Below are 22,871 nucleotides of genomic sequence, written 5' to 3'. Positions count from 1 at the left end.
AAAGCCTTGCATAATGTAAGGTTGACATAGTGGATATATTAAATTTAGTATTAGTCGCAGTACTGATTGCTTTAACAGCTTTCTTTGTAGCAACAGAATTTGCATTAGTGAAAGTTAGGGGTACGAAAATTGATCAACTCGTTGCAGAAGGACGAAAAGGTGCTATATCTGCAAAGCATGTTACAACCCATTTGGACGAATATCTCTCTGCTTGCCAATTAGGGATTACCATTACCGCCTTAGGGCTTGGTTGGCTCGGTGAACCGACGGTAGAGACAATGCTACATCCTTTGTTCGAAAAATTCGCTGTAGATCCATCTGTTTCCCAGATTCTTTCCTTTGTCATTGCCTTTGTCTTCATCACTTTCCTACATGTTGTAGTGGGGGAACTTGCTCCGAAGACAATAGCAATCCAAAGAGCAGAAGCATTGACATTGCTTTTTTCTAAACCAATCATGTGGTTCTATAAGTTAATGTTTCCCTTTATCTTTGTTTTGAATGGATCAGCTCGTTTGCTTATAGGTCTATTCGGCTTTAAATCAGCATCGGAACACGAAGTTGCTCATACTGAAGAAGAGCTTAGGATCATTTTGTCTGACAGTTTTAGAAGTGGAGAAATTAACCAATCCGAACTGAACTATGTTAACAAAATGTTCGAATTTGACAACCGAATTGCAAAAGAGATTATGGTGCCTAGGACTGAAATGATAACTTTTTCCTCGGATGTATCTTTTGAGGAAGTGGCATATACAATCCAAGAGGAAAGGTATACACGTTATCCCATTTACGAGGGGGATATAGATAATATCATAGGTTTCATCAACAGTAAGGATTTGCTTTACTTTACTCTTGGAGATCGCTCGTCCTTAGAATTATTCTCTATTAAGGACTTGTTACATCCGATACCAGTGGCAATCGAAACATTACCCATTGATAAAGTTTTAAAAAGAATGCAAAACGAACGGTCCCAATTATCGCTTGTAATTGATGAATATGGCGGTACTGCTGGATTGGTAACAATCGAAGACATCCTAGAAGAAATTGTTGGGGAAATACACGATGAATTTGATGCGGATGAAATCGCAGAAATCACGAAAATTGCAGAAGATCATTATGTTGTCAGCGGTAAAGTATTGTTAGAAGAAATCAATCATCTACTCGGAACATCATTGAAAAAAGATGCTGTGGATATGATTGGCGGATGGTGCTTGTCGTATAATAACGATCTCAAAGAAGGAGAAGTAATTGAGCAAGATGGATTCCTTTTCATAATCAAAGAGTTAGATGGGCACCAAATCCGCTATATAGAAATCCGGAAAAACGAATAGATTATATAGTCATGAAAAAGGAAATGTCCATTCTACACGCTTTGGCGCTTTATGGATGCCTCCCGCGATAAGCTAAGCAGAAAATTCACTGCTAGGGAGGGATTGAACTGAATCCCTCCTTTGTCTTATCGCTCCGGCTCCCCGATGTCCAGGTACTGGACACTTAAATGGCGGCTTGGTTGGGTTATTCCTAGGCATTTTCAGGACATCTATTTCATTAGTGCAGTGTGTATTGAAAACAGGCGGGCCTTTCCTCGATAAAATCGAGGAAAGGCCCGCCTGTTTTTGTTGAAACATAAAATACTAATCCCAGGCAGTGTCCCAATGGTTTCAAATCAAGAAACGATTATTAAAGACGCCACACGTGTCGGTGCTTGTTATATTAGGTGAATTGCGGTGAAAAAATACTGTTAATACTATTTTCGCAAAAGACATTAAAGAGAAAATGCTACTATACTATTACATTGCACCAGCATTTAATAATATTTGCTCAATCTCTGTAAACCCTTTTTTTCTTGCAAGTTGTAGAGGAGTATCATTATTTTCATCAGGAATATTTACATCAGCTCCATAATCTATAAGCAATTGCACAGTTTCCTGTTGTACCTTGTTTCCATTATTTAAAATGATCGCTTCTATTAAGGCTGTCCAACCGAGATTGTTTACATGATTAACATCAATTTCAGTTGAAGTAAGAAGTTCCTTGATAACATCGAGATAGCCATGTTCGGAGGCAGGGATGATAGCAGTTCCTCCATATCGGTTGGTAATCGTGGGGTCTGCACCCGCATCGATTGTTAACTTTAGAATATCCAAGTACCCTTCTGCGCCGGCATACAAGAAAGGATTGTTTTGCTTGTCATCTTGGATATTGACGTCTGCACCGGCTTTAATTAGGACTTTTGCTGTGGCAACGTCATTATTATAGGTAGCTAACATAGTGGCAGTACGACCATTTTCATCCTGTACATCTAGATTTGCCCCCTCATTAATCAGCTTACTTACGGTTTTTGTATCTTTTAGTTCAATCGCATTAAGTAATTCTTTGTTCAATGTATTTTCCTCCTTTTCCTGTTCGGTTTGCATATTCTTCCCACCTGGAACGCATCCTTGCAAAATAAGAATACTTCCTACTAGCATTATCAACCACTTCTTCATAAAGTTCTCCTTTTTTAATAGTAATGTTTAGCCTTTATTCATCTAAATCCTTAGAGAACAAGGGTTATGATCTTAATGATTTAATAACGTAATGCTGATTGAACAGATATCGATGTTCGTCATAGCGAGCTTATTACGTTTGAACAGTTTCTCTACTTCTTCAAGAAGTCTTTATGTACTGACGATCGTCAGTACGTCCCCCCGTAACAAAGGTAAGTTGGGATACTGATTTAATTCGATGGCGCCCTGCTCGATTCTTGTCACAGCGGTTCCGTGGTTCGGTAAGCAATGATTGAATGTACTCCGTAACACGCACCTCCAATAGACTCTATCCTCAGTTTACTATAGTAGGCTGTTATTATAAAAAAATACGAATTAGATAAGAAAAACATATTGTCGGAGAGTTAGACGCGTAAACGAATATGGTTTAAGGTATATACCTTATTACCTAAATGAATAGGGGGTGAATTCGAAGATGTTTTTCGATATGTACAATAAAACCTATAAAAAGGGAGGGGTAGGAGAAGAATATCTCGATTAAGCTAAAGATTGCGAAATAATTATAGGAATTATCTGTTGTTTCATGTAAAGTTTAAAGGAGTTTTAAGATAATGTTTTCAGGAAATTCCACGAGAAGAGGCAATAATATGTCGATGAAGGAAGTTGGAAAAACCTCTGTAAGTACACAGGTTTTGGATGAAAGTGCTGTATTAGGAGCAATTGAAAGTTCACTTGCAATGATAGAGTTTGACCCTCAAGGAAAGGTACTCTGGGCTAATTATAACTTTGCAAAAACAGTAGAATATGAAGTTTCTGAGATGCCTTATCTGATACATAAACAATTTTGTACAGCTGAATTTGTTAAAAGTAGAGAATATGAATCATTCTGGAGAAATTTACGAAATGGAAAAAGCTTTCAAGAAAAAATTCAACGTGTAACAAAATCAGGTCGTCTAATTTGGCTTGAAGCTACCTATACTCCTGTTTTAGATGTGCATAGAAAAGTAGTAGCTGTTGTTAAAATAGCAACTGATATTACTAATAGAGAAAACAATACACTAGAAGTTGCTTATCAGTTACAAAAAATGTCTACTGAATTATTGAGTCGGGCAGAGCAGGGAATATCTAGAAGTGAAGAGATATCCTCCGCGAATCAGAAGCTTGTGTCTGAGTCGAAAGAAAGCTTAGCAATTTTAGAATCATTAAAACGACAAGCAATTTCCATTGAGGACATTACAAAAACGATTCGCGACATAGCGGCTCAAACGAATCTATTAGCGTTAAATGCAGCAATTGAAGCAGCGCATGCAGGTGTACATGGCAGAAGTTTTAATGTTGTTGCAAGTGAGGTTCGAAAGCTAGCGAATCGAGTGCAGGACTCTATCCAAGAGGTTAACTCTCATATAGAAGGAATTACAAGTGAAATTAATAAAATAAGTGATGTTACAAATCGCTCACAAATAGGTATTACGAATAGTCAGGGACTTATCGAAAAAGCTATAAACGAGTTTAGTGGAATTGAAACTGCGGCAAATCAATTAGATTCGCAAGCAAGAGAATTCAAGGATAAGCTATAAAAAAAGAAGTATACTTAGGTGATTCACTACAATTGGATAATAACAGAATAAGGATCAGACAAAATGGCTAATGTCTGATTTTTTATGTACATTCAGGTATGTGAATCGTTTACCGTGGTGTTAGAGAGATATCTTTTCCGATTTTGAAGTTTCTAACATAGAATGAATGGCGAAGAGTTTATTGAAACAGGTTAAGGTTTGTTGTGAAAAGAGGTAGGTAAAATGAAAATGAAGAACTGCTTTATACTTATAATTTTTTGCTTAATCATAAATGGATGTACAAATTCCAAAAAAGAAGAAGTAAAGTGGTTTGAAACGGAGAACGAAGCTATTCAATATGGATTAAATGAAGAAGGGTTAAATAGCGACGATGTTATTTCTGAATTGGAGATGAATGGAGAACTATTTATTGTGTTTAAAAAACAAGAAGATAGCCATTTGTTAGTAGGGTTATCTAATATAGCACAAAAAAAGAATAAATTTAGATGGTATAGAAGTAATTCTTTTGTTGCAGTTGAAGAAAATATTAATATTGGTTTAATAACAAAAACTTTATCTGGAAAACAATTTAATTTTTATACTGGAATATCTGAGGGAGAAGAGACTGTAATTGATACTAGTGCAGGTAATATTAACCCTAATATAGATGTTGAATCTGGTATATATTATTTCATTAGTAATATTAATTAATGAAATCTACTTGTGCACGAAACTGTCGTGAAAGGTTAACCTTACTGGGCTATTAGGTTCTCAGGAGTATTCAAGTTACCTGGAATTACTCTATAACCTAGAACTTACACTAACACGGAAATGGGGAATGGGTATGCGATTGGTGAGACCGTCCGTTGAATGGAAAAACGAGCATGAAGACTATATTAAAGAGTGGGAAGAACCTCGGATGACTCCTAGCAGTTTTAATCTAGCTGGCTATGAGAATTATGATGCTTATTTAGAAACACTGAAAATCAGGGGAAGTGGGGACGGAAAATGGGTACCTAGCACGAACTATTTCTTGGTGGATGAAAATGATCGGGTCCTCGCGATGGTCGATATACGGCATGAACTGTCAGATTATCTACATAATGTTGGCGGACATATCGGGTATAGTGTGAGGCCTACAGAACGAAGAAAAGGATATGCCACACGGATTCTTGCTGAGGCATTAAAAAAATGCGATGTGTTGGGAATTCGCCGGGTTCTGGTAACTTGTAATGATGACAATATTGGATCTGCCAAAACGATAGTAAAGAATGGTGGAGTTGAAGACAAAAGCTTTGCTGAAGAGGATGGAACAGTGGTTCGGCGGTTTTGGATTGAGAGTTAATTGCACAGTCACCAACAGGGATAACGGAAACAAGATTTTCTAAGCAGTCTTTAGGAATGATAATAACAGCGAAGTAATGAGCGTACTCATCTTTACTCATAGTTAGTTTCCTATTAGTAAATATCCATCCCATATCTTTATTCGATTTAATCATTTACTACACCGGAGTATACGTAATAAATTATAAACCAAAGAAATGAGGCCGGCTTTTTGATATTTTTTAGTACAGGCTTATAAATAGTAGGGGTCATAATTGCAATAATAAAAAGAAGTATATATCCATTCATTGAATTACGTACCTATGCAGGTGTTGCATTACTATACGATTTATTCCAATTAATTCTCGGATTTTTAGGAGGTATTGGGTATATCATCTAGCTATTCCCTGGATATTAACATTGATAGTAGCTTATATAGCAAACAGAATAATTGAAAGAATGGATTGGCAGTATTAATAAATCTTTATTTAACGCTGAATCAATTTCATAAATCATCTTTTTTAACCTAAATCGAACCTGCATTTTTAAAAATTTGGCTGTTTATTGTTGTGCCTGTAATAATCCATTATAAATAAAAATCATAAGATTAAATGACCTTCACCCACTAGCGTTACTACAGTAAAAAAATACAAGTTCAAAATAAATGTTATTGTAGAAAATGAAAAAATCTCCTATAAGTATCCTGCATCTGCTTTGAGAGCAATTCAGAAAGTAAACTACAATTTATAACCATTGACAATCATTAAAATAAAAAAGCTGTGTCAAACTTCCAATCAAAAACTGTATTTGAGACACACATAAACACTTTTTAGGCTGCTTGATGCCCATATTCAATGGGCGTTAAGTAGCCTAATTTTTGTTGTATGCCTTATTTGCTTGTTTAATTGGATCCAAAGCATGAAACGGTCATGGTAAAGCATTAATTTTAAATACCTGTGTGAAACATTAATTGTTTTGCACAGGTACTTAATTCGTACAGCTTACGCTTTAATTTCATACGTTTCGACGATTTCAATTGAATCAATGAGGGATTGTACCATCGAACAGTTTTTCCTCGTCAACTCGAAGACTTTCTCAATCTTTGACTCATCGATTTTTTGACCTTCGATGATAAAATGAAGATGTATTTTTTCAACTCTGTTGGCGATCTCAGCATTCCGACGGACTTCCTTCACTTCAATAGAAATATTGTCGGCGGGCATACGCATCTTTTCTAGAATATTTCGTAACACTCCACCACTACATACCGCAACAGAAGATACAAGAAGTTGGTATGGCCTAAACCCGTATTCCTCGTTGCCTGAAACGGTTAATTGACCAAATGAAGTCGATGTCTCAAAACCATTTTCCGTCATTTCAAATTTCATAAATAATCTCCTCCTAATACTAGAATTATATATGGTTTCCGACAATAAAGTGTAGTGAAAGGTATCCACTTGCATCGATTGAGTTGAATTAACGTGTTGGGAAGTTATCAGGTTTTCGTTGGACTTTGAATTGTTTGAGGAATAGTCTTTTTGAGTACGAAGTTATAGTGTATATGAAATTCCCGGGACATTTGCACTTGAATCTATTTGAGTAATCCCTAGAAATGAGATAAGGCAGAACTCTCAACGCAATGTGGCTAAAAGTAAGTTCAAAACCGAAAACTGTCACCACAAATCCCGAACTATAAATTCAAAGACTGTACGAACAATAAAACGCCAATCCAATACCATAGGATTAGCGTTTTATTTCATTTCTTAATCATCTGCTCTTGTGCCATCCGGATCATTTCTTTCACCATATTACCGCCGATGGGTCCACCGATTTTTCCAGCCTGTTCGGATGTGAGCTTGCCATTATAGCCTTTTGTCAATGGAATCCCGAGTTCGTTTGCGACTTCGTATTTCACATTATCTGAATTAGTTGTATCCACATTGTAACCTTGTGCTTTCATGACATCAGCTTTTAATTGATCCAACCCTTTTCGTGCTTCTGGGACTAAAATTTTGTTGTTTCGCGCCATTTAATCTCCTCCTAATTTCGATAGTGTACCCCATAATTTAATTTCCATCCTTTTTCCTTTTTTAGAATGCACTATTGGACTGCCTCTATTTTGTCACAATCAAATTCTTATATACCTTCAAAACAATGTATACTAATAAAAGTACTTTAATTAAAGTAATAAAAATAAAGCTCAAGGTGGTTATTATGAAATTTAAGAATTTTTTAAAGACGAAGGGTGCGCGTGGAGCAATCTTCATGGGGATATTTTATCAAATTGCCATGCTTGTCTCGTTTATGCCAGGGTATACGGCAATTCCCAACAATATAGATCAATTACCAATTGCAATTATCAATGACGATGCAGGCAAAGTTGGTGCTACAATTGCGGAACAATTAGGGGGTAATCTTCCTTTCGAAGAAATTACAACGGATTTAACAAATAAACAAGCGTTAAAACAATTAGATGAAAATGATATAAAGCTCGTAATTCACATCCCAGAAACATTTTCTGAAGATGTGATGAATGGTGAAGCATCTTCAAGTATTGATTTTACAATTAATGAGGCTGGTCCAACTGTTGTGTCGTCAACAATGGATTCGGTCGTTTCTGAAATTAGTACAACATTAAGTAAGCAATTCGCTGAGCAATATGCAACTGGTGTGTTAGTAAACTTAAATGTGCCAGAAGAGCAAGCAGCAGCCATGGCTACAGCCATGCAAAATCAATTTACGGAGAACGTAGTAAAGATTAATGAAATCCCACCAGGTATGCATAACGCAATGGCACCGATGTTCTTAACTATGGCGGGTTATGTAGGTGCAATGATTGGGGCGATGCAACTAGTCGGTGCATTTAGAGCAAGTCGTGGGAAGGCAAGTAAAATTAAACTATTCATTTACATGCAACTGACTGCACTACTAATTGGTATTGTAGCAACAGTCGTTGGACTTGGTATAACGTATCTAGTTGATGGACATGGTATCGAAACATTCTTCACGTTATGGGGACATCATGCACTAAGTTATTTCGTAAGCTTCCAATTCACTTCGATATTCATATTAGCATTTGGTGAAACGGGCATGATCTTAAATATACCGTTCTTGCTAATGCAAACAATTGCGAACGGTGCTGCGATGACACGTGAAATGATGTACGTACCATACGAATGGTTAAGTCATATTTCACCAATGTATTATTCGGTGCAAGCAGACTTTGCTATTATGTACGGTGGTGGCGATGCATCAGCATCACATCTCAGTATGTTGTTAGTTGGTTTAGGTGCATTAGTTATTAATATAGGGATCGTTCGCGTATTTCATAAAAATGTACCGGTGACTGCTGAAAGTATTGCTTAAATTTGATAAACTAAAGGCAAGTGAAGACTGAAGGAGAGTTTTAACATGTCGATTCAAGTTTATATTCTAGGAATATTAGCAGAAGAAAATAGCTACCCCTATATGCTAAAAAAACGATTGTCTGAACCGATTCCAATTGATCAATTTACTGGCTTAAATGAAAACAAACTCTATTATCATTTCGAAAAGTTAGCTGCTAAAGGGCATATCATACCAGTTGAAACGATTAGGGAAGAAAACCGTCCAGATAAACATGTTTATCAAATCACGGAACAAGGACGACAAGAGTTAAAAATACAAATGTACAATGCATTTGAAAATGCGAAAGAAATTTCTGAGATGTATATTGCGCTCGTCAATATTAAGCATGTTGAAATTGAAAAAGTGATTGCAATTATTGAAAGAAAACTTGAAAAGAATCGCTTAACATGGGAAACGTATTTAAGTTTTAGTCCTCGAGTAGATGAGCATTCAGATCAATATTTGGGCTTTAAATATATCGGGGACCATTCACTAAGTCGGGCACAACATACAAAAGAATGGCTCGAAGATCTCGTTTTACGTTTAAAAGAACTAAAAAACGGCACCAAACTCTAAAAATAATCAGTGCTTAATGAGTACTTGGTATTTTTCACAACAGATGCTTCAAAAAACACTAAAAATCCATCGATGGATTTTTAGTGTTTTTTGTAGTTTAAGAAATAATGAAATCTCGAATTGCGAAATAAATAACCACTCGATGTATCCTTTTGCGTTTTAACGCATTGTTTTGGAGTCCGGCAACTTACACAAGAGTGCCTGTCCACCCAGTATATAGAGTTTTAAAACTTTAGAGAAACGGGGAAAAGGCACTATAGTATAGTTTTAAACTTATTTATAAGAATCTTGGCTAATAGAATGTTACAGGAAGTTCCTTGAATCGTTATTTTCTCTTCTTTAGACGTGTTGGTCTACAAGAATAGGATTCCCATCTGGATCTTCAATCGTAAAACTAGCATTCCCAACGCTTGATTCATCTGTTTCAGTCAACATTTTAATTCCTTGTGCTTTAAGATTTTTTTGAAGGTCACGAATGTCCGTAAAGGAATCGAGATTGTCGGCATTTTCATTCCAGCCCGGATTAAAAGTCAAAATGTTCTTTTCAAACATTCCTTGGAATAGCCCAATTATGCAACTTTCATTCTTCATAATAAGCCAATTTTGAGTAATATCCCCTCCAAAGACTTGAAATCCAAGGTTTTCGTAAAATGATTTTGATTTAGTAATGTCTTGTACATTTAGACTTACTGAGAATGCTCCTAGTTTCATATTTCCTCCTCTTAACACTTTGGAAAAATTCAAAGTGTAGTTTTTATGGGTAAGTGAAAATTTGTATAATTAAAGTATAAATGAGTGCATTGAAATATACAATATTCTCCATATGAACTGTTTGGGGTTAGTTGCTACCACAATTAGCCATGTTTATGGATTATTTTCTATGGATAGGATTTCAGTTTGGGGCTTGGGAAGGCTAGCGTGGGAATCATACGAAAAAGACGCACGCCCTCAAATTCCTATGGGGAGAATAGAAAATATGGATGAGGCCGCTGAAAGTTAATCCATTTTTAGTTTCAAGCGCTGCCTCAGATATAACGGGTACGGCAGTTAATATTGATGGAGGAAGGTCGGGCGTTCTATAAAAATTGCCTTCACTGAATATATTATAGCCATAAGTGTTACACAATGACGTAAAGTGGCTAATTGTTATCGAAAACGTATATCCTGCACGTAACTTGTTACTGTAATAATCCAATGACTGTATTTCGATAGATGCACGTTTAATAGGTGATTATAGTATTTGTTGAATAATTTCCAGAAGTTAATTTGATGACACGGAGGGATATGAGTTTATCTTTTGATAAATGTTCGTTAAAATGTAAAATAAGCTTAAGTAATACTGGGTGGCAGATTTGAAAGGGGTTTACACGATATGAAGTTGAAAAAAGTACTAGTTCCATTTATGGCAGGTGCGCTAGCATTAGGTTTAGCTGCTTGCGGTGGCGAAGAAAAAGCGGAAACAGAAGAAAAACCTAAAGAAGAAACTAAGCAAGAAGCAACGAATGAACAAGGAGCTACGAAAGAACAAGAAGCATCTGCAAAAGAGATGGAAGAAAAGTTAGCGAAACAACAAGTGGACAAGGATAAAATCGTGGCTGTTGTAAATAAGGAAGAGCTTACAGGTGAGGAATATAATGCAGCATTGACGTCGATCCAAGGTCAAATGCAACAAATGGGACAAGACCCATCGACTAAAGAATCAACAAAACAAGTAAAAGCGCAAGCACTTGATATCCTTGTTAATCAGACATTGATTCTTCAAAAAGCAAAAGAAGCGAAAATAACAGCATCTACATCTGAAATTGATGAAGAATATTCAGCTTTTGAAGAGCAATTTGGTGGAGAAAAAGAAATGAAAAAGGCGCTTGAAGCCCAAAATATGGATGTAAAAACATTGAAAGAACAAGTTGCTGAATCAATCATATTTGAAAAATATCTTGAAAAGGTAGCTCCAACGGAAAAAATTACGGATAAAGAAATTAAAGAATACTACGATCAAGTCGCAGCTCAATCAAAAACAGCTGGACAAGAGATGCCACCCCTTGAAGAAGTAAGTGAGGAAATCCAAGGAATTATTAAACAAGAACAACAGCAGAAACTACTTGCTACTCATGTTGAAGAGCTAAAAGCAGATGCTAAAATTGAGTTAAAAATTTAACTGATTAAGTGAAGACAGGTACTGGGAATTAGGATTCTCGAACTGGGTGTATACTCCGGAGCCTTTATTAATAAACGGTAAGACATGGAATGCTTGACCTTCTGGGTTGTGCGTTTCATGTCTTTTTGTTTTTTGAAAACAAGATAGAGCCTTTAATTTCAAATTCAATAAACATAGGAACTTCGTTTTGGGACAATCTAATAAGAAAGAGAAAGTGATATGAGGTGATTGTTATGATAATTGAAAAGTCGTCTGAGTGGAAAGAAGGCTTTACAGAGCGATTGGAGAATCGTGAAGCATGGGATAGTTGGACATTATATAGGATGAGTTATGAGGCAGTCAAAACGAACTTGATTACAGATTTCTATGGTCTTCAATCACCTAAGTATTTACCCAATCTTACGCCACTTGCCCATCAATTGAAAGTGGCGGAAACGGTCATTGAAAGGATGAATGGAAAAGCGATTCTTGCAGACGAAGTGGGACTCGGTAAAACCATTGAAGCGGGTTTAATCTTGAAGGAGTATTTAGTCAGAGGCCTTGTGAAGAAGGCGTTAATTCTGGTCCCAGCTTCTCTTGTCAATCAATGGATTGAAGAACTGAACCAGAAATTTCATATTCCAGCTATGCAGTATAAAAAAAATTACGACTTAAATCAATTTACAATTGTTGTTATGAGTATTGATATGGCAAAAAGAAGCCCACATAAAGAAAACATCTACGATCAAGAGTATGATTTGATCATCATTGACGAAGCCCATAAATTAAAAAATCATAAAACTAAAAACTATGAGTTCGTACAAAATTTAAAGAAAAAGTTTTGTTTGTTGTTAACTGCAACTCCAATTCAAAATGATGTGTTTGAACTTTTTTACCTCATTTCTTTACTAAAACCAGGACACCTAGGTAATTATGAGACGTTTCAATCGTCGTTTTCCGCGAGTAAACACAACGTGGAACATGACGATTATTTGAAAGAATTGGTTAATCAAGTGATGGTAAGAAATAGAAGACAGGATACTGGAATTGAATGGACGAATCGTCGTGTTCAAATAATACCCATTGATTTTACTAAAGAAGAAAAAGAAGTATATGATCTCATTTCAGATCTTAAAAATGTGTGTCCTGATTTTTCGGATGCCTTTTCTATGATTACGCTACAAAGGGAGATGTGTAGTAGTAAGGAAGCTACATGCTTGACTTTAACTAATATGCTTCAAAAATGCACTAAACCCGAAGACATTTCGTATATGGAAGGAATTATTCAAAAGTTAATGGGTCTAGACATAAATTCAAAAGCAGAAAAAGCTTATGAAATTATTGCTCAGGCAAATGATAAGGTTATACTCTTTACCGAATATCGTGCGAGTCAAACCTATTTGCAATGGTATTTACAATCAAAAGGAATCACAAGCGTTCCTTTTAACGGACAATTCAACAAGAATAAACGAGAGTGGATGAAGCAGCTGTTTAAAGAACAAGCGCAGGTGCTAATTGCAACGGAATCGGGTAGTGAAGGGATTAACCTACAATTTTGTCACCACGTCATTAATTATGATTTACCATGGAACCCCATGAAGTTAGAGCAAAGAATTGGACGTGTCCATCGGTTAGGGCAAGAGCATGACGTCCATATATACAATTTAGCCATTCAGAATACAATCGAAGACCATATATTGGATTTACTTCAAGTGAAAATTGGAGTCTTTGAGCAAGTAGTGGGTGAATTAGATGATATACTATCCGCTTTCAAAAAATCCATTTGAGATGAAAGTACTTGGGTATTTAAAGGAGGAATTACATGTACCCGCAACAAATTCACAGTTATTTACGCCAGTTTTTTCATGAAAATAATTGCCAAATATTAAATGACAATGATCACTATATCAATGTCCAATTAACGATTGAAATGGATAAAAAAATTATGAATAGACCATTTTATTGGAAGTATATAGAGAGTACAGATGACGAGCCCAGTCCAGCACAACTAACTTTTATCACAGATAAAAATAGGCTTGTTGAAGACGTTAAAGGGGAAGTTGTCCACTTCGGTTCCCTACGGCTCAGTCAATTGTTTCAAGCAACGAAAGAGATGGGCTCGTTTGTTCAGATGCATGAACGGGTAGAAAATAAACTTGAAAAGAAAACGATATTAACGCCTTGGCTAGGTGTTAATTATAAAATATCGTATTACAGTGATCAAACGAAAGAAATTCTTTATTCGTTAGGCATTAACTTAATGACAGGGCAGGTGTTAGAGAGGTTTCAGGAATTGTTAAGTGGAGTGGATTTAGATACCACTATGTCGGCAAACACCTATAATCTACCTTATATTATAAAGCCCATTCGTGCCCTTGAACGATTGGATGGAATAATTGACAACATCATACAGAAAGAGGATCACACATGGGCTGAAGAAGCGAAGTTGAGATGGCAAAAGGATCGCAGGGTATTAGAGTACTTCTACGAAGGGGTAGAAAATAAGCCGGATTGTTATGAGATTGAGAAAGAGGCGATGGACCAACAATTCGCAGCGAGAATTAAAATTGACATCATCAATGGTGGATTGTTTTACTTGAAATGAATTTGAAGTAGTGACACGAGAAATTACCTTGAATAGGCAAGACCTTTTGCAAGTTCAGTGAACTTGCGAAAGGTCTTTTCTTCGAAGTTTTGGATAATATACGGTAAAATAGTCAGTAATAGCAGTCTCGATGATAAGGCGTATATTGGAAAAACGGTCAAGCAGCCAGCGCGCATTAAAATCGATGCGTAACTTGAAAAACACGTCCATTTTATTTATAACTGTGATTTTGGAGACGACTGGCGTATTCTGGTGGAGCTTGAAGAAGTAGTAGATGATTATTATTTTGGGTTTCCGACATTACTTGGCGGGGAGGGAACGGCGCCACCGGAGGATGTTGGCGGTCCACCTGGATACGAAGCGTTTCTAGAAGTGTATCAGGACCCCACTCATCCAGATTACTTATCCACCTATGCATGGGCAGAAGAGCAGTACTATGTACCTCTCGATATTTCTTGGCTGAATGACAGTTTAAAATATGTGAAATACAAAAAGACTGAATGGCAATCTATTGATCATGAAAATTATTATGTCCTTTCGGATAAATATCGTAGTGACGAGTTGGTAGATATTGACCAACTAGCTAACAAAAATCGTATAATCCAGTACGCTATTGCGTGTACTAATTTATTCGGATTTATTGGGTATTCGAAGTTTTTGGAGATTTACAATGCTCAAAATGAGCCATCTATATCTAGTAGTGAGCTGCGAGCACTTTTATCAGATGCTCATTATACAAAACAGCTAGGGAAAGAAATTGCGTTTACAAATAGGCGAGCATTGATCCATGAAACCATTAAAAATCTCGGGAATTATTCCCCATATTTAGAGGGAACCAAAGGCAAGCCATTTTATATTCCTGCAAGAGAAGAACTATTACGCTACGTAGATGATTTATATTATGAAAAGACTAGCCATCAAGAAAAACTTGGAAAAATGCTTGCGAAAGATTTTTTCGGCGGCAATACACTCCTGATTAAGAAAGAACTAGATGAATTGGTCGGTCAATTACAAGTCGTGAATACTGATTTCCAAGGTGTTGTGCGGGAGTTTGTAGGCCGTTTTGAATTTATTGATATGAAGCAACTGAATGAATATATGCAAGCTATTACTATGCTCTCGAATAATACACGTATTTGGGAAAATAGAGGTCATACACCTCATGAACTTGCTCAAATGGGAAGACATCACTTTATGCCACTTCAGGACACGCCATTTAACGTAATCGATGGTGGTAAAACCGGTCGAAACGAACCTTGCCCTTGTGGCAGTGGGAAAAAACATAAGAAATGTTGCGGGAAATAAAGCACTACTAAAACCGGTTGTTATTTGGAGGAGTTAAGTTGTATGATCCAACAATTTTTGATAATTTAAAAGTAACGTTTGAAAATCAAGTCTATGATTTAGATAATTTAGATCGTAAAATAACGATAATTAACCGAGTTGATCGAATGGATTTTGCCATTATGGCTAGGTATTTTGCTATTCAATTTACGCTAGTCGATCGACCAACTGTTACAGCAGAGATTGTATTAGAGGCATCCTTAAAGGATTTAGCAGGTGAGATATTGGAGGTGCCTGATCAGAGGCTGGGTTGCTTGTTGTTTGTCAAATTTACAAAGCATATTCAAAATGTAGCGACTCAGTGCAAACAGATTGAGCAAGCACTATACACGATTTGGGAAAATGATATCCAGTTAACGCAAACAGTGAGCTTCGTGTTTGAACAAGGTGCTCCCTCTTACCAGGACATGATTGAAGTGAAATTCAATTCTAAAATTAATGAGGAACATATGGGGGACATTGCAGATTTCCTAGACAGTGTTTTGGAAACGTTAGAAGTATTGAATGCGATAAAAGAATAATGCAGACAAATAATCAGTTTTCCTTATAGAAGGCTGGTTTTTGATGCGCGATTATACGGCCCTTGATAGAGGGGGTGATGTGGATAAGTCATGTAATTTGGCTAATCGGTAACGGTGGAATTGCATTACAATGAATAAAACAGTTAAATATTGAGTGATTGACATCACAGCGCATCAGCATGAAAAATTACATCGTTCAAATATATTTTTTTATACGAGGAGAGAACGACATGGGCGTTTTTACAGAATATCTAGCGCAAATTGATGATCCACAATATCGAAACCGAACAGAAGAGATTTTAGCTTGGGTTGCTAGAGAGTTTCCAAATTTAGAGCCAAAAATCGCGTGGAACCAGCCTATGTTTACCGATCATGGCACGTATATTATCGGCTTTAGCATCGCTAAAAAACATTTGGCTGTTGCCCCTGAAAGTGTAGGGATTACTCATTTTAGTGATGAAATTGTGCAGGCTGGCTATGATCACACTAAGCAGTTGGTGCGTATCTCATGGGATCGTCCGGTTGATTTCTCATTACTTGAAAAAATGATTGCGTTTAATATTTCAGATAAGGCAGACTGCTCAACTTTTTGGCGCAAATAAAAACCTGGATTTGCAAGCGGGTCATTAATTTTAAGTAGACTTTTGCAAAAACAATCTAATCCACAATAAAACCCACACATTTTGAACTATCTTTTTTCAAAATGTGTGGGTTTCTTATATAATATAATAACTGGTTACAGCGTCTTTTTAATTAAACCTTATTCTAAAGTTGTAAAATGTAGCTTTAGAATAAAGAGTATGATTTTCAACAATAGTTCCCTATAGTTGAAGACCTCTATATAAATAAATTTCAGGAGGAATGGTTATGGATAATAATACTCCAGATAGAAGTTCTGTTTTGATAAATGGTGATAAAGAAACAGTTTGGGATGCTATAACAAATGAGAATAAGCTCTTACAATGGTATGCACCAGGATCACCTTGGAAAATCCCTCATTTAAAAACTGGAGAGAAAGTGACGTTTACGTTAATGCCCAGTGCTTATAATAATCTGACGGAGGAGCATCAGATGTCGTTAACAATTGAAAAGGTGATTACTTATCAAGAGTTTGCTCTTTACTTAGACTCCCAACAATTGCTTCTATCATTTATTTTAGTTGAGGATGAAGATGGAGATTATACAAGAGTTACTATAAATTCGGGTGGTTATGATGAGTCATTAGCAAATTTGAAAGCATTGGTAGAGGGAAAAGAACTACCATTCGTTTAACAAATATCAAACGGGACAATCAAATCCTTGTCCGACTAAGGAACGTCAATCCTTCTTGGATTAACGCCCTTGATAATTAACAATCGTTCGTTGTGAATGGATAATTTTCAACATCTTACATGCTTGCGTTTAAAACCAATCTTTCCTTTATCGACTTCTTTTTGAATGTTTTCGTAAGCGTTTAGGATACTGGTTTTTTTCTTGTCCCGTTTGATTTCAACAGTACCTACTGCCGTTGCGGTCTCAATCGCTTTTTCATGAAGCGGCAGATAGGAAACCCCCACGGTGTATAGAAAATTATTCATAGCGGATTTCGTTCGTTCTGGCGCATCGTGAATCGTATTTTTCACGATGTCAAGCATATTGGAAATCTTGCGATCCGAAAATTCAACGTCTCGTCGATTCCCTAAAAGCCAACAATAGCAACTCCAGCCCGCTGACATTCTTAGCTCTTCATCGCTTGCGATCCATTTATCAGCAACTTCTTGTGCAATATCTGACTCTGATAAAGTTACGGCCACTACATAATCAGATAGCATATAAAAATACGCCTCATCCATCCAACGATCATAATCCGACTCCGACATGGCTTTTGGGTCTGCAATAATGCCTGCAAAGTACATTGCATCATAGTTTCCTGTAGCATAAAGTTCTTCAGCTAAAGGCTGATTTATTTTTATTTTTTTAACAATTGGTTTCATAGCACCTGTAGCCACGCCAAAAAGCGGCTCATGTGCACCATTAGATGCGTATATTTTTTTAGTTCGTTCCTTGCCAAGGGCTTCAAGCTCCTGCATAACCATTTCTAAATTCATCGTTTAGCACTTCCTTCTTTTTGGAGTTTTCGCTCTACTACTTTGCCCATTACATTCGTCATCATTATCCTATAACAAACACTTACCATTTGTCATTAAAACTATCGTTAATTGCATAGATGTTATGTAGGTGTAGTTTTGAAATAAAGATCGGTAATTACTGTAAAATACAAGTAGACAAATATAGTCATTTAAAGTTTATCGGGGAGGAGCAGATGTAATGGATTTATGGGTTATGATTAAAGAGCGTTATGCGCTTCTTTCCATTTTTGTGATTATTATATTTGTGAGCTTGATTTTACTAGTAGCTATTTGGAAAACGCGTTTTGAGACGCCAAAGAGCTTAATTGTAATAATAACTATTATTTGTGCGGTTATGATCGTATTATCAATATCTGCATTAGTAATTGCAGTTTCTTTTGGATATAACTCCTGAGGTGAAGCATAAAAAAATCGAGCGCAAGAACGGAATAAATTATAGGGGATAGCTTATTGAGGTAAAGGATTGACATAGTATGGGAGTGTAAAAAAAATTGTTGAGTAAGACATATAGAATTAATGATAGCGGGATAGTTGCAGAAGGAATTGTAGCCCTTGTTAATGAATAACTTCTATACGAAAGAGGAGATGTTATGACAAGATTACTTATGTTTTTTATCGTAATGGGGCTTGTTTTAGTTGGATGTACTCAAGATAAAATAATTGGTAATAACGAAAAAAATATGCCTGAAGTCTCGGAAGAAAGCAGCGCAGATAGTGTTATAAACACAGAAATTAAGCCCAGCACGGAACGTAATGTAGTACAGGATTCTCCTGAATATGAAGCTAAGAATGAAGGGGAACTATCTATTCAGGATTCTGAAACGGCTTATGAAATGTGTATGAGAGCGCTGACTGACTATTATAAAGCGGTCTGGAACGGTTCCGATATTGAATTAGATACATTTATCGATAACGATAACCTTAAGCAGTATACGCAAAAGAAAATTCAATCTCAGTATAATTTGTATGGAAATTTTAATGATAAGGTGCAAAATATTGAGATTGGCTCTTGGGAAGTAGAGTATACGGATGATGTGGATGGAGGTTTTCTCTATTTACACTTACCAGTGGAAATTATTAAGTCTGTAGGTAGTTATGGTGAAGGTACTGAATTTCTTGTACGTAATGTAAACGGCAAGTTAGTCATTGTTGATTGGTATAGTGGTGCAAAAGATAGTTATGATTGCATGGTGCGTGGAGAAAATCTAACGATTGACAACCCTAATAGTTGGAATGATAGTGAATGGGTAAAGAAGTTAACTAGTAAACAGATTGGATTTTCAGGCTTAACTCGATAGTTAGTTATTCACAGCGAACTGGGCAATAAAAGTGGAGTGGGGACCAATAAACAAGTTATTGCTCCCACCCATTATTAATTAATGCTCCAAGCATAAATACCGTGTTGGCGTAGTAATATGCCTGACATGAAAGTATATGAGTTGAAAATATCAACACCGGAGAAATTATTCGGGACTTTTTACTTTGTAAGTACAGAAAACGGGTAAATCAAAGTTTCCATCCAATGAAAAATACCTTTTCAATATTCAAGAATAGGGCGCGATTGTTGGTGATCATAAACCTGATACCTCATTCATGGGAATCGTTACTTATTTGTTATCATTTATAATTTATTCAGGCTCCACATGTACATGTACATCGTAAACACCATGGTTATTTATCAAAACTTTTTCAACAAGGCTTGCTATATCATGGGCATCTTTAATATCTAACGATGCATCAACTAAAATTACAACATCTATTACTTCATTATTCCCGTAGTTCCGTCCTTTAATTTTTTTAATATCGATTACGCCAGCCACTTTTCTGATGATTGCCTCATATAGTTTAATTTTATCTACATCAAATCCATCTGAAAGTTCGTGTGAGGCTTGTTTGAAGATATCCCAAGCTGTTTTACATATCAATAGGCCAACGATTATGGCAGTTAGTGTATCCAACCATGGCATATTTAATTGTGAACCAAATATACCTATAGCTGTTCCTATACTTACCCAAGCATCTGAAATATTATCTTTTGCAGCGGCCATAACTGCTTTGCTATTAATTTTTTCAGCTAATTTTTTGTTGTAGCGGTAGACAAAATACATAACTAATGAAGAAAATATACCTACATAAGCAGCGCCAATATGAGGGGATTCCTTACCTCCTTGAAACCCTGAGGTAAATGCTTCAGTTAAAACTTGAATCCCAACTGCCAGCATAATGAATGAAGCGACCATTGAGGCAATTGTTTCACTCTTCCAATGACCGTAGCCATGGTCTTTGTCAGGTGGCTTTTGTGAAAGTCTCAATCCTACCAGAACAGCTATGGATGCAATGATATCAGTTGTATTGTTTAAGCCATCTGCTTTTAATGCCGCAGAGTCACTCAAATATCCAACAACTAATTTAATGATGGATAGGAATATATAAGCAATAATACTAAGGATTGCTCCACGTTCTCCTAATTTAAGATCATTATATTTTTGATTTTCCAACACTTTCACTCCCATCTATTTATCCAACATTAGATTTGCAACGGCCTTGTTTTAAACTTTATTTTTTTGTTAATTGCCTAAAGGACAATTCTTTCCTTTAGGCAACAAAAACCCTTGACTGGTAGCAGTCAAGGGTTTTGGGTCAAAAAATATATAGTTTGGTGTAGACATAAGTTGTATCATATTTATCATCACTCACTAAAATTAGGCGTCTAAATATCATAACAAAGATAAAAAGAATTCACAATAAAATGGTGTTCATTTTAACAAAATAATTGACAATAATTCGTTAGGTTACAGAATGGAATTTTTGATTTACTATTATTCGGCTAGTTGTAAAATCAAATGCAATAACCTTAAAATATGAAAATCCACAGATATACGTTTTTATGCAACACTAGTGATTGGAAATTTAGTTTTTTACTGAAACAGACTTAGTAGTGCAGACCAGGACAATGGTTTGCACTACTATTTTTATTATTGTAGGAGTGAAGGGGAGGCCGATAGATAGCCGGGAATTTGAATTTCTACATAGACTTTCATAAATGTTGTTGCTTCGTGTTTACTCGTAACCGATTCTTCATTACAGGGATATTACTTTCTACATTTAGGGGAAATCACACTCCATTCAAGTCAAAATAGGCATATATCTTCTTTTTTTGATAATTGTAAAATAGCTGTTGACCTTTGTGTAACAAAAAGCTTTATAGTCAGTAATAACGAAAGTTTGAATAGTTTGAATGATGAATTAAAAAATGAGTGGGGGACTTTTATGGAACGGCAAACGTTAATTCGAACGCTGACTTTGTCTCAGGTAGTATTTTTAGGGATTGCATGGAATAACCCGATGGTATTCTTCAATACGTATGGAATCGCTACTGTTACTTCGCAAGGGGTCATCATGGGGGCATACGTCGTCGCCTTTCTTGCAATCCTGTTCACCGCATTTAGTTATGGAAAGATGGCAAAAGCATTTCCAATCGCTGGTTCGGCTTATACATTCACACAGAAGTCTATTAATCCGCAAATAGGGTTTCTTGTCGGTTGGACAATAATGTTGGATTATATGTTGACACCGATGGTTACTTGCTTAATGTCGACTGTATTTTTACACGCAGTGTTTCCTGAAATCCCTCATGCCCTATGGATAATCATATTAACTGCAACAATCGCCATACCTAGCATCTTAGGTGTTAAGTTCTCTGCATTCGCTGGAAAGATATTTGTTATTGCACAAGTAATTTTTGTTGGTGTTTTCTGGATTTTGACTGCAAAAAGTTTAATGGCTGGTGTTGGAGCAGGTACTCTTTTCTCTATTCAACCTTTGTTCAATAACGACATCGAATTGCCTGTGATTTTGGCAGGAGCGTCCATTCTTTGTTTCAGTTTTCTTGGCTTTGACTCCCTAACGACGCTTTCGGAAGAAACAATCAATCCTGAAAAAACGATACCAAGAGCCATTATCATCATGCTCGTGACGATTGGTGTTCTTTATATAGGATCAGCCTATTTGGCACAATTGGTACACCCGGGCTTTTTGTTTGAAAACACAGATTCTGCAGCGATGGAAGTTGTCTTCTTGGTAGGAGGTAATTTATTTCAATCCCTATTTGTAACCGCGGTAATTTTAGGGAATTTCTCTTCAGGTGTGGCTTCGACTACAAGCGCATCGCGTGTGTTGTATGCAATGGGACGAGATTCTGTATTGCCTAAAAAAGTATTTGGTCATATCCATTCCCGTTTTAAAACACCGTCAACGGGGATTATTGTAATCGGGATCATTTCGTTGCTTGGTATCGTGCTGACACTCGATCAAGTCATTAAGTTTATTAATTTTGGAGCGCTTATTGCGTTCACGTCAGTTAATTTGTCTGTGATCGCTCATTATTTCATTCGAAATCGTAAGCGCTCTTCATTCAATGAATACATGCGGTATCTGTTTATGCCTCTACTTGGAGCAGGATTCACGCTTTGGCTATGGTCGCACTTGGAGCTAGACGCAATGATTCTTGGTGGCATCTGGGTAGCATGTGGCTTTGTGTATTTACTCTATATGACAAAGTTTTTCAAACAGCAATTGCCAGAGTTCAGTTTTGATAAGGAGATTATTCCTGAGGAAGAAATGGTTCCAGAAGTAGAGATGGATTCAGAGAAAGAAACGGTTCCTGAGAAAGTCTATATGGAAAAGATACGCTAAAATGTAAGGGTTTTCATTAAGAGTTAATGCGCATCTCAGATGGAGTTAGGATAGGGCATTGAAAGGGGTGATGCTATTCGAAAAGGTAGAATTTCGAAAATGAACACAGTTT

At 36.4% G+C, this 22,871-nt stretch carries 22 protein-coding genes and 1 pseudogene; 17 read left to right on the top strand and 6 right to left on the bottom strand.

All coding sequences use genetic code 11. From position 1 onward, the window contains the following. The first annotated feature begins 29 nt into the window (after positions 1–29). Complete coding sequence (locus FQ087_RS08985) at positions 30–1,328, top strand: hemolysin family protein (RefSeq protein WP_149580117.1); 1,299 nt, start codon at positions 30–32, stop codon at positions 1,326–1,328. Positions 1,329–1,787: 459 nt separating this feature from the next. Here the strand turns inward: FQ087_RS08985 and FQ087_RS08980 are convergent, their stop codons facing one another. Continuing rightward, positions 1,788–2,486, bottom strand: coding sequence for an ankyrin repeat domain-containing protein (locus FQ087_RS08980; protein ID WP_149580116.1), 699 nt, complete (start codon positions 2,484–2,486; stop codon positions 1,788–1,790). A 647-nt stretch (positions 2,487–3,133) separates the two neighbouring features. Between FQ087_RS08980 and FQ087_RS23250 the strand changes: the two genes are divergently transcribed. The 3 genes from FQ087_RS23250 (at position 3,134) to FQ087_RS08965 (ending at position 5,387) form a co-directional block, all read left to right on the top strand. Next, positions 3,134–4,063 (top strand): methyl-accepting chemotaxis protein, encoded by a 930-nt coding sequence (locus tag FQ087_RS23250; protein WP_149580115.1) that lies wholly within the window; start codon positions 3,134–3,136, stop codon positions 4,061–4,063. A 222-nt stretch (positions 4,064–4,285) separates the two neighbouring features. Continuing rightward, positions 4,286–4,753, top strand: a complete 468-nt coding sequence (locus tag FQ087_RS08970) for a hypothetical protein (protein WP_149580114.1) — start codon at positions 4,286–4,288, stop codon at positions 4,751–4,753. A 133-nt stretch (positions 4,754–4,886) separates the two neighbouring features. Further along, positions 4,887–5,387, top strand: a complete 501-nt coding sequence (locus FQ087_RS08965) for a GNAT family N-acetyltransferase (protein ID WP_149580113.1) — start codon at positions 4,887–4,889, stop codon at positions 5,385–5,387. A gap of 979 nt (positions 5,388–6,366) precedes the next feature. Here the strand turns inward: FQ087_RS08965 and FQ087_RS08960 are convergent. Both FQ087_RS08960 and FQ087_RS08955 read right to left on the bottom strand, forming a co-directional pair. Beyond that, a complete protein-coding gene (locus FQ087_RS08960) occupies positions 6,367–6,753 on the bottom strand; it encodes an OsmC family protein (protein ID WP_149580112.1) in 387 nt (128 codons plus the stop codon). 368 nt (positions 6,754–7,121) lie between these two features. Continuing rightward, a complete protein-coding gene (locus tag FQ087_RS08955; protein WP_149580111.1) occupies positions 7,122–7,394 on the bottom strand; it encodes an alpha/beta-type small acid-soluble spore protein in 273 nt (90 codons plus the stop codon). Between the two features lie 185 nt (positions 7,395–7,579). On the opposite strand from FQ087_RS08955, the gene FQ087_RS08950 reads away from it, so the two are divergent. Together FQ087_RS08950 and FQ087_RS08945 are read left to right on the top strand one after the other, a co-directional pair. Continuing rightward, positions 7,580–8,731 (top strand): YhgE/Pip domain-containing protein, encoded by a 1,152-nt coding sequence (locus FQ087_RS08950; RefSeq protein WP_149580110.1) that lies wholly within the window; start codon positions 7,580–7,582, stop codon positions 8,729–8,731. 45 nt (positions 8,732–8,776) lie between these two features. Next, complete coding sequence (locus tag FQ087_RS08945) at positions 8,777–9,328, top strand: PadR family transcriptional regulator (RefSeq protein ID WP_149580109.1); 552 nt, start codon at positions 8,777–8,779, stop codon at positions 9,326–9,328. Between the two features lie 339 nt (positions 9,329–9,667). On the opposite strand, the gene FQ087_RS08940 is transcribed toward FQ087_RS08945, so the two are convergent. Beyond that, entirely contained in the window at positions 9,668–10,039 is a 372-nt protein-coding gene (locus FQ087_RS08940; RefSeq protein WP_149580108.1) for a VOC family protein, read from the bottom strand. A 661-nt stretch (positions 10,040–10,700) separates the two neighbouring features. Between FQ087_RS08940 and FQ087_RS08930 the strand changes: the two genes are divergently transcribed. From FQ087_RS08930 to FQ087_RS08900, 8 genes and pseudogenes are all read left to right on the top strand, one after another. Then, positions 10,701–11,486 carry a SurA N-terminal domain-containing protein gene (locus tag FQ087_RS08930; RefSeq protein WP_149580107.1) on the top strand — a complete coding sequence of 262 codons (786 nt, stop codon included), beginning with the start codon at positions 10,701–10,703 and terminating at the stop codon, positions 11,484–11,486. Positions 11,487–11,719: 233 nt separating this feature from the next. Then, complete coding sequence (locus FQ087_RS08925) at positions 11,720–13,252, top strand: DEAD/DEAH box helicase (RefSeq protein ID WP_149580106.1); 1,533 nt, start codon at positions 11,720–11,722, stop codon at positions 13,250–13,252. A gap of 35 nt (positions 13,253–13,287) precedes the next feature. Further along, positions 13,288–14,070: a YqhG family protein gene (locus FQ087_RS08920; protein WP_149580105.1), complete on the top strand. Its 783-nt coding sequence runs from the start codon at positions 13,288–13,290 to the stop codon at positions 14,068–14,070. A gap of 210 nt (positions 14,071–14,280) precedes the next feature. Next, positions 14,281–14,493 (top strand): annotated as a pseudogene (locus FQ087_RS23350) (plasmid pRiA4b ORF-3 family protein); the annotation flags it as partial. 513 nt (positions 14,494–15,006) lie between these two features. Beyond that, positions 15,007–15,375, top strand: a complete 369-nt coding sequence (locus FQ087_RS23345; protein ID WP_370456071.1) for a YecA family protein — start codon at positions 15,007–15,009, stop codon at positions 15,373–15,375. Between the two features lie 38 nt (positions 15,376–15,413). Beyond that, positions 15,414–15,935 (top strand): hypothetical protein, encoded by a 522-nt coding sequence (locus FQ087_RS08910; protein WP_149580103.1) that lies wholly within the window; start codon positions 15,414–15,416, stop codon positions 15,933–15,935. A gap of 230 nt (positions 15,936–16,165) precedes the next feature. Then, entirely contained in the window at positions 16,166–16,537 is a 372-nt protein-coding gene (locus tag FQ087_RS08905; RefSeq protein ID WP_149580102.1) for an iron chaperone, read from the top strand. 265 nt (positions 16,538–16,802) lie between these two features. Continuing rightward, positions 16,803–17,207 (top strand): SRPBCC family protein, encoded by a 405-nt coding sequence (locus FQ087_RS08900; protein WP_149580101.1) that lies wholly within the window; start codon positions 16,803–16,805, stop codon positions 17,205–17,207. A gap of 107 nt (positions 17,208–17,314) precedes the next feature. On the opposite strand, the gene FQ087_RS08895 is transcribed toward FQ087_RS08900, so the two are convergent. Then, on the bottom strand, positions 17,315–18,022 hold the full coding sequence (locus FQ087_RS08895; RefSeq protein WP_149580100.1) for a DNA alkylation repair protein: 708 nt from the start codon (positions 18,020–18,022) through the stop codon (positions 17,315–17,317). Between the two features lie 220 nt (positions 18,023–18,242). Here FQ087_RS08895 and FQ087_RS08890 point away from each other — a divergent pair, with 220 nt between their 5' ends. Further along, positions 18,243–18,458, top strand: coding sequence for a hypothetical protein (locus FQ087_RS08890; RefSeq protein ID WP_149580099.1), 216 nt, complete (start codon positions 18,243–18,245; stop codon positions 18,456–18,458). A gap of 196 nt (positions 18,459–18,654) precedes the next feature. Continuing rightward, positions 18,655–19,362 carry a hypothetical protein gene (locus FQ087_RS08885; protein ID WP_149580098.1) on the top strand — a complete coding sequence of 236 codons (708 nt, stop codon included), beginning with the start codon at positions 18,655–18,657 and terminating at the stop codon, positions 19,360–19,362. Positions 19,363–19,692: 330 nt separating this feature from the next. Here the strand turns inward: FQ087_RS08885 and FQ087_RS08880 are convergent, their stop codons facing one another. Further along, a complete protein-coding gene (locus FQ087_RS08880; protein ID WP_149580097.1) occupies positions 19,693–20,562 on the bottom strand; it encodes a cation diffusion facilitator family transporter in 870 nt (289 codons plus the stop codon). 772 nt (positions 20,563–21,334) lie between these two features. On the opposite strand from FQ087_RS08880, the gene FQ087_RS08875 reads away from it, so the two are divergent. Further along, positions 21,335–22,759 carry an APC family permease gene (locus FQ087_RS08875; protein WP_149580096.1) on the top strand — a complete coding sequence of 475 codons (1,425 nt, stop codon included), beginning with the start codon at positions 21,335–21,337 and terminating at the stop codon, positions 22,757–22,759. The last annotated feature ends 112 nt before the right edge of the window (positions 22,760–22,871 follow it).

Origin of the sequence: Sporosarcina sp. ANT_H38, assembly GCF_008369195.1 — a bacterium.
Taxonomy (GTDB): Bacteria; Bacillota; Bacilli; order Bacillales_A; family Planococcaceae; genus Sporosarcina.
Note: the sequence above shows the minus strand (reverse complement) of the source record. Positions and strands in the feature narration are given on the sequence as shown.

Excerpts from the sequence above, each read along its gene's own strand:
- FQ087_RS08980 (WP_149580116.1), bottom strand. The coding sequence starts at position 2,486 with ATGAAGAAGTGGTTGATAATGCTAGTAGGAAGTATTCTTATTTTGCAA.
- FQ087_RS23250 (WP_149580115.1), top strand. The coding sequence starts at position 3,134 with ATGTCGATGAAGGAAGTTGGAAAAACCTCTGTAAGTACACAGGTTTTG.
- FQ087_RS08970 (WP_149580114.1), top strand. The coding sequence starts at position 4,286 with ATGAAAATGAAGAACTGCTTTATACTTATAATTTTTTGCTTAATCATA.
- FQ087_RS08965 (WP_149580113.1), top strand. The coding sequence starts at position 4,887 with ATGCGATTGGTGAGACCGTCCGTTGAATGGAAAAACGAGCATGAAGAC.
- FQ087_RS08960 (WP_149580112.1), bottom strand. The coding sequence starts at position 6,753 with ATGAAATTTGAAATGACGGAAAATGGTTTTGAGACATCGACTTCATTT.
- FQ087_RS08955 (WP_149580111.1), bottom strand. The coding sequence starts at position 7,394 with ATGGCGCGAAACAACAAAATTTTAGTCCCAGAAGCACGAAAAGGGTTG.
- FQ087_RS08950 (WP_149580110.1), top strand. The coding sequence starts at position 7,580 with ATGAAATTTAAGAATTTTTTAAAGACGAAGGGTGCGCGTGGAGCAATC.
- FQ087_RS08945 (WP_149580109.1), top strand. The coding sequence starts at position 8,777 with ATGTCGATTCAAGTTTATATTCTAGGAATATTAGCAGAAGAAAATAGC.
- FQ087_RS08940 (WP_149580108.1), bottom strand. The coding sequence starts at position 10,039 with ATGAAACTAGGAGCATTCTCAGTAAGTCTAAATGTACAAGACATTACT.
- FQ087_RS08930 (WP_149580107.1), top strand. The coding sequence starts at position 10,701 with ATGAAGTTGAAAAAAGTACTAGTTCCATTTATGGCAGGTGCGCTAGCA.
- FQ087_RS08925 (WP_149580106.1), top strand. The coding sequence starts at position 11,720 with ATGATAATTGAAAAGTCGTCTGAGTGGAAAGAAGGCTTTACAGAGCGA.
- FQ087_RS08920 (WP_149580105.1), top strand. The coding sequence starts at position 13,288 with ATGTACCCGCAACAAATTCACAGTTATTTACGCCAGTTTTTTCATGAA.
- FQ087_RS23345 (WP_370456071.1), top strand. The coding sequence starts at position 15,007 with ATGCTTGCGAAAGATTTTTTCGGCGGCAATACACTCCTGATTAAGAAA.
- FQ087_RS08905 (WP_149580102.1), top strand. The coding sequence starts at position 16,166 with ATGGGCGTTTTTACAGAATATCTAGCGCAAATTGATGATCCACAATAT.
- FQ087_RS08900 (WP_149580101.1), top strand. The coding sequence starts at position 16,803 with ATGGATAATAATACTCCAGATAGAAGTTCTGTTTTGATAAATGGTGAT.
- FQ087_RS08895 (WP_149580100.1), bottom strand. The coding sequence starts at position 18,022 with ATGAATTTAGAAATGGTTATGCAGGAGCTTGAAGCCCTTGGCAAGGAA.
- FQ087_RS08890 (WP_149580099.1), top strand. The coding sequence starts at position 18,243 with ATGGATTTATGGGTTATGATTAAAGAGCGTTATGCGCTTCTTTCCATT.
- FQ087_RS08885 (WP_149580098.1), top strand. The coding sequence starts at position 18,655 with ATGACAAGATTACTTATGTTTTTTATCGTAATGGGGCTTGTTTTAGTT.
- FQ087_RS08875 (WP_149580096.1), top strand. The coding sequence starts at position 21,335 with ATGGAACGGCAAACGTTAATTCGAACGCTGACTTTGTCTCAGGTAGTA.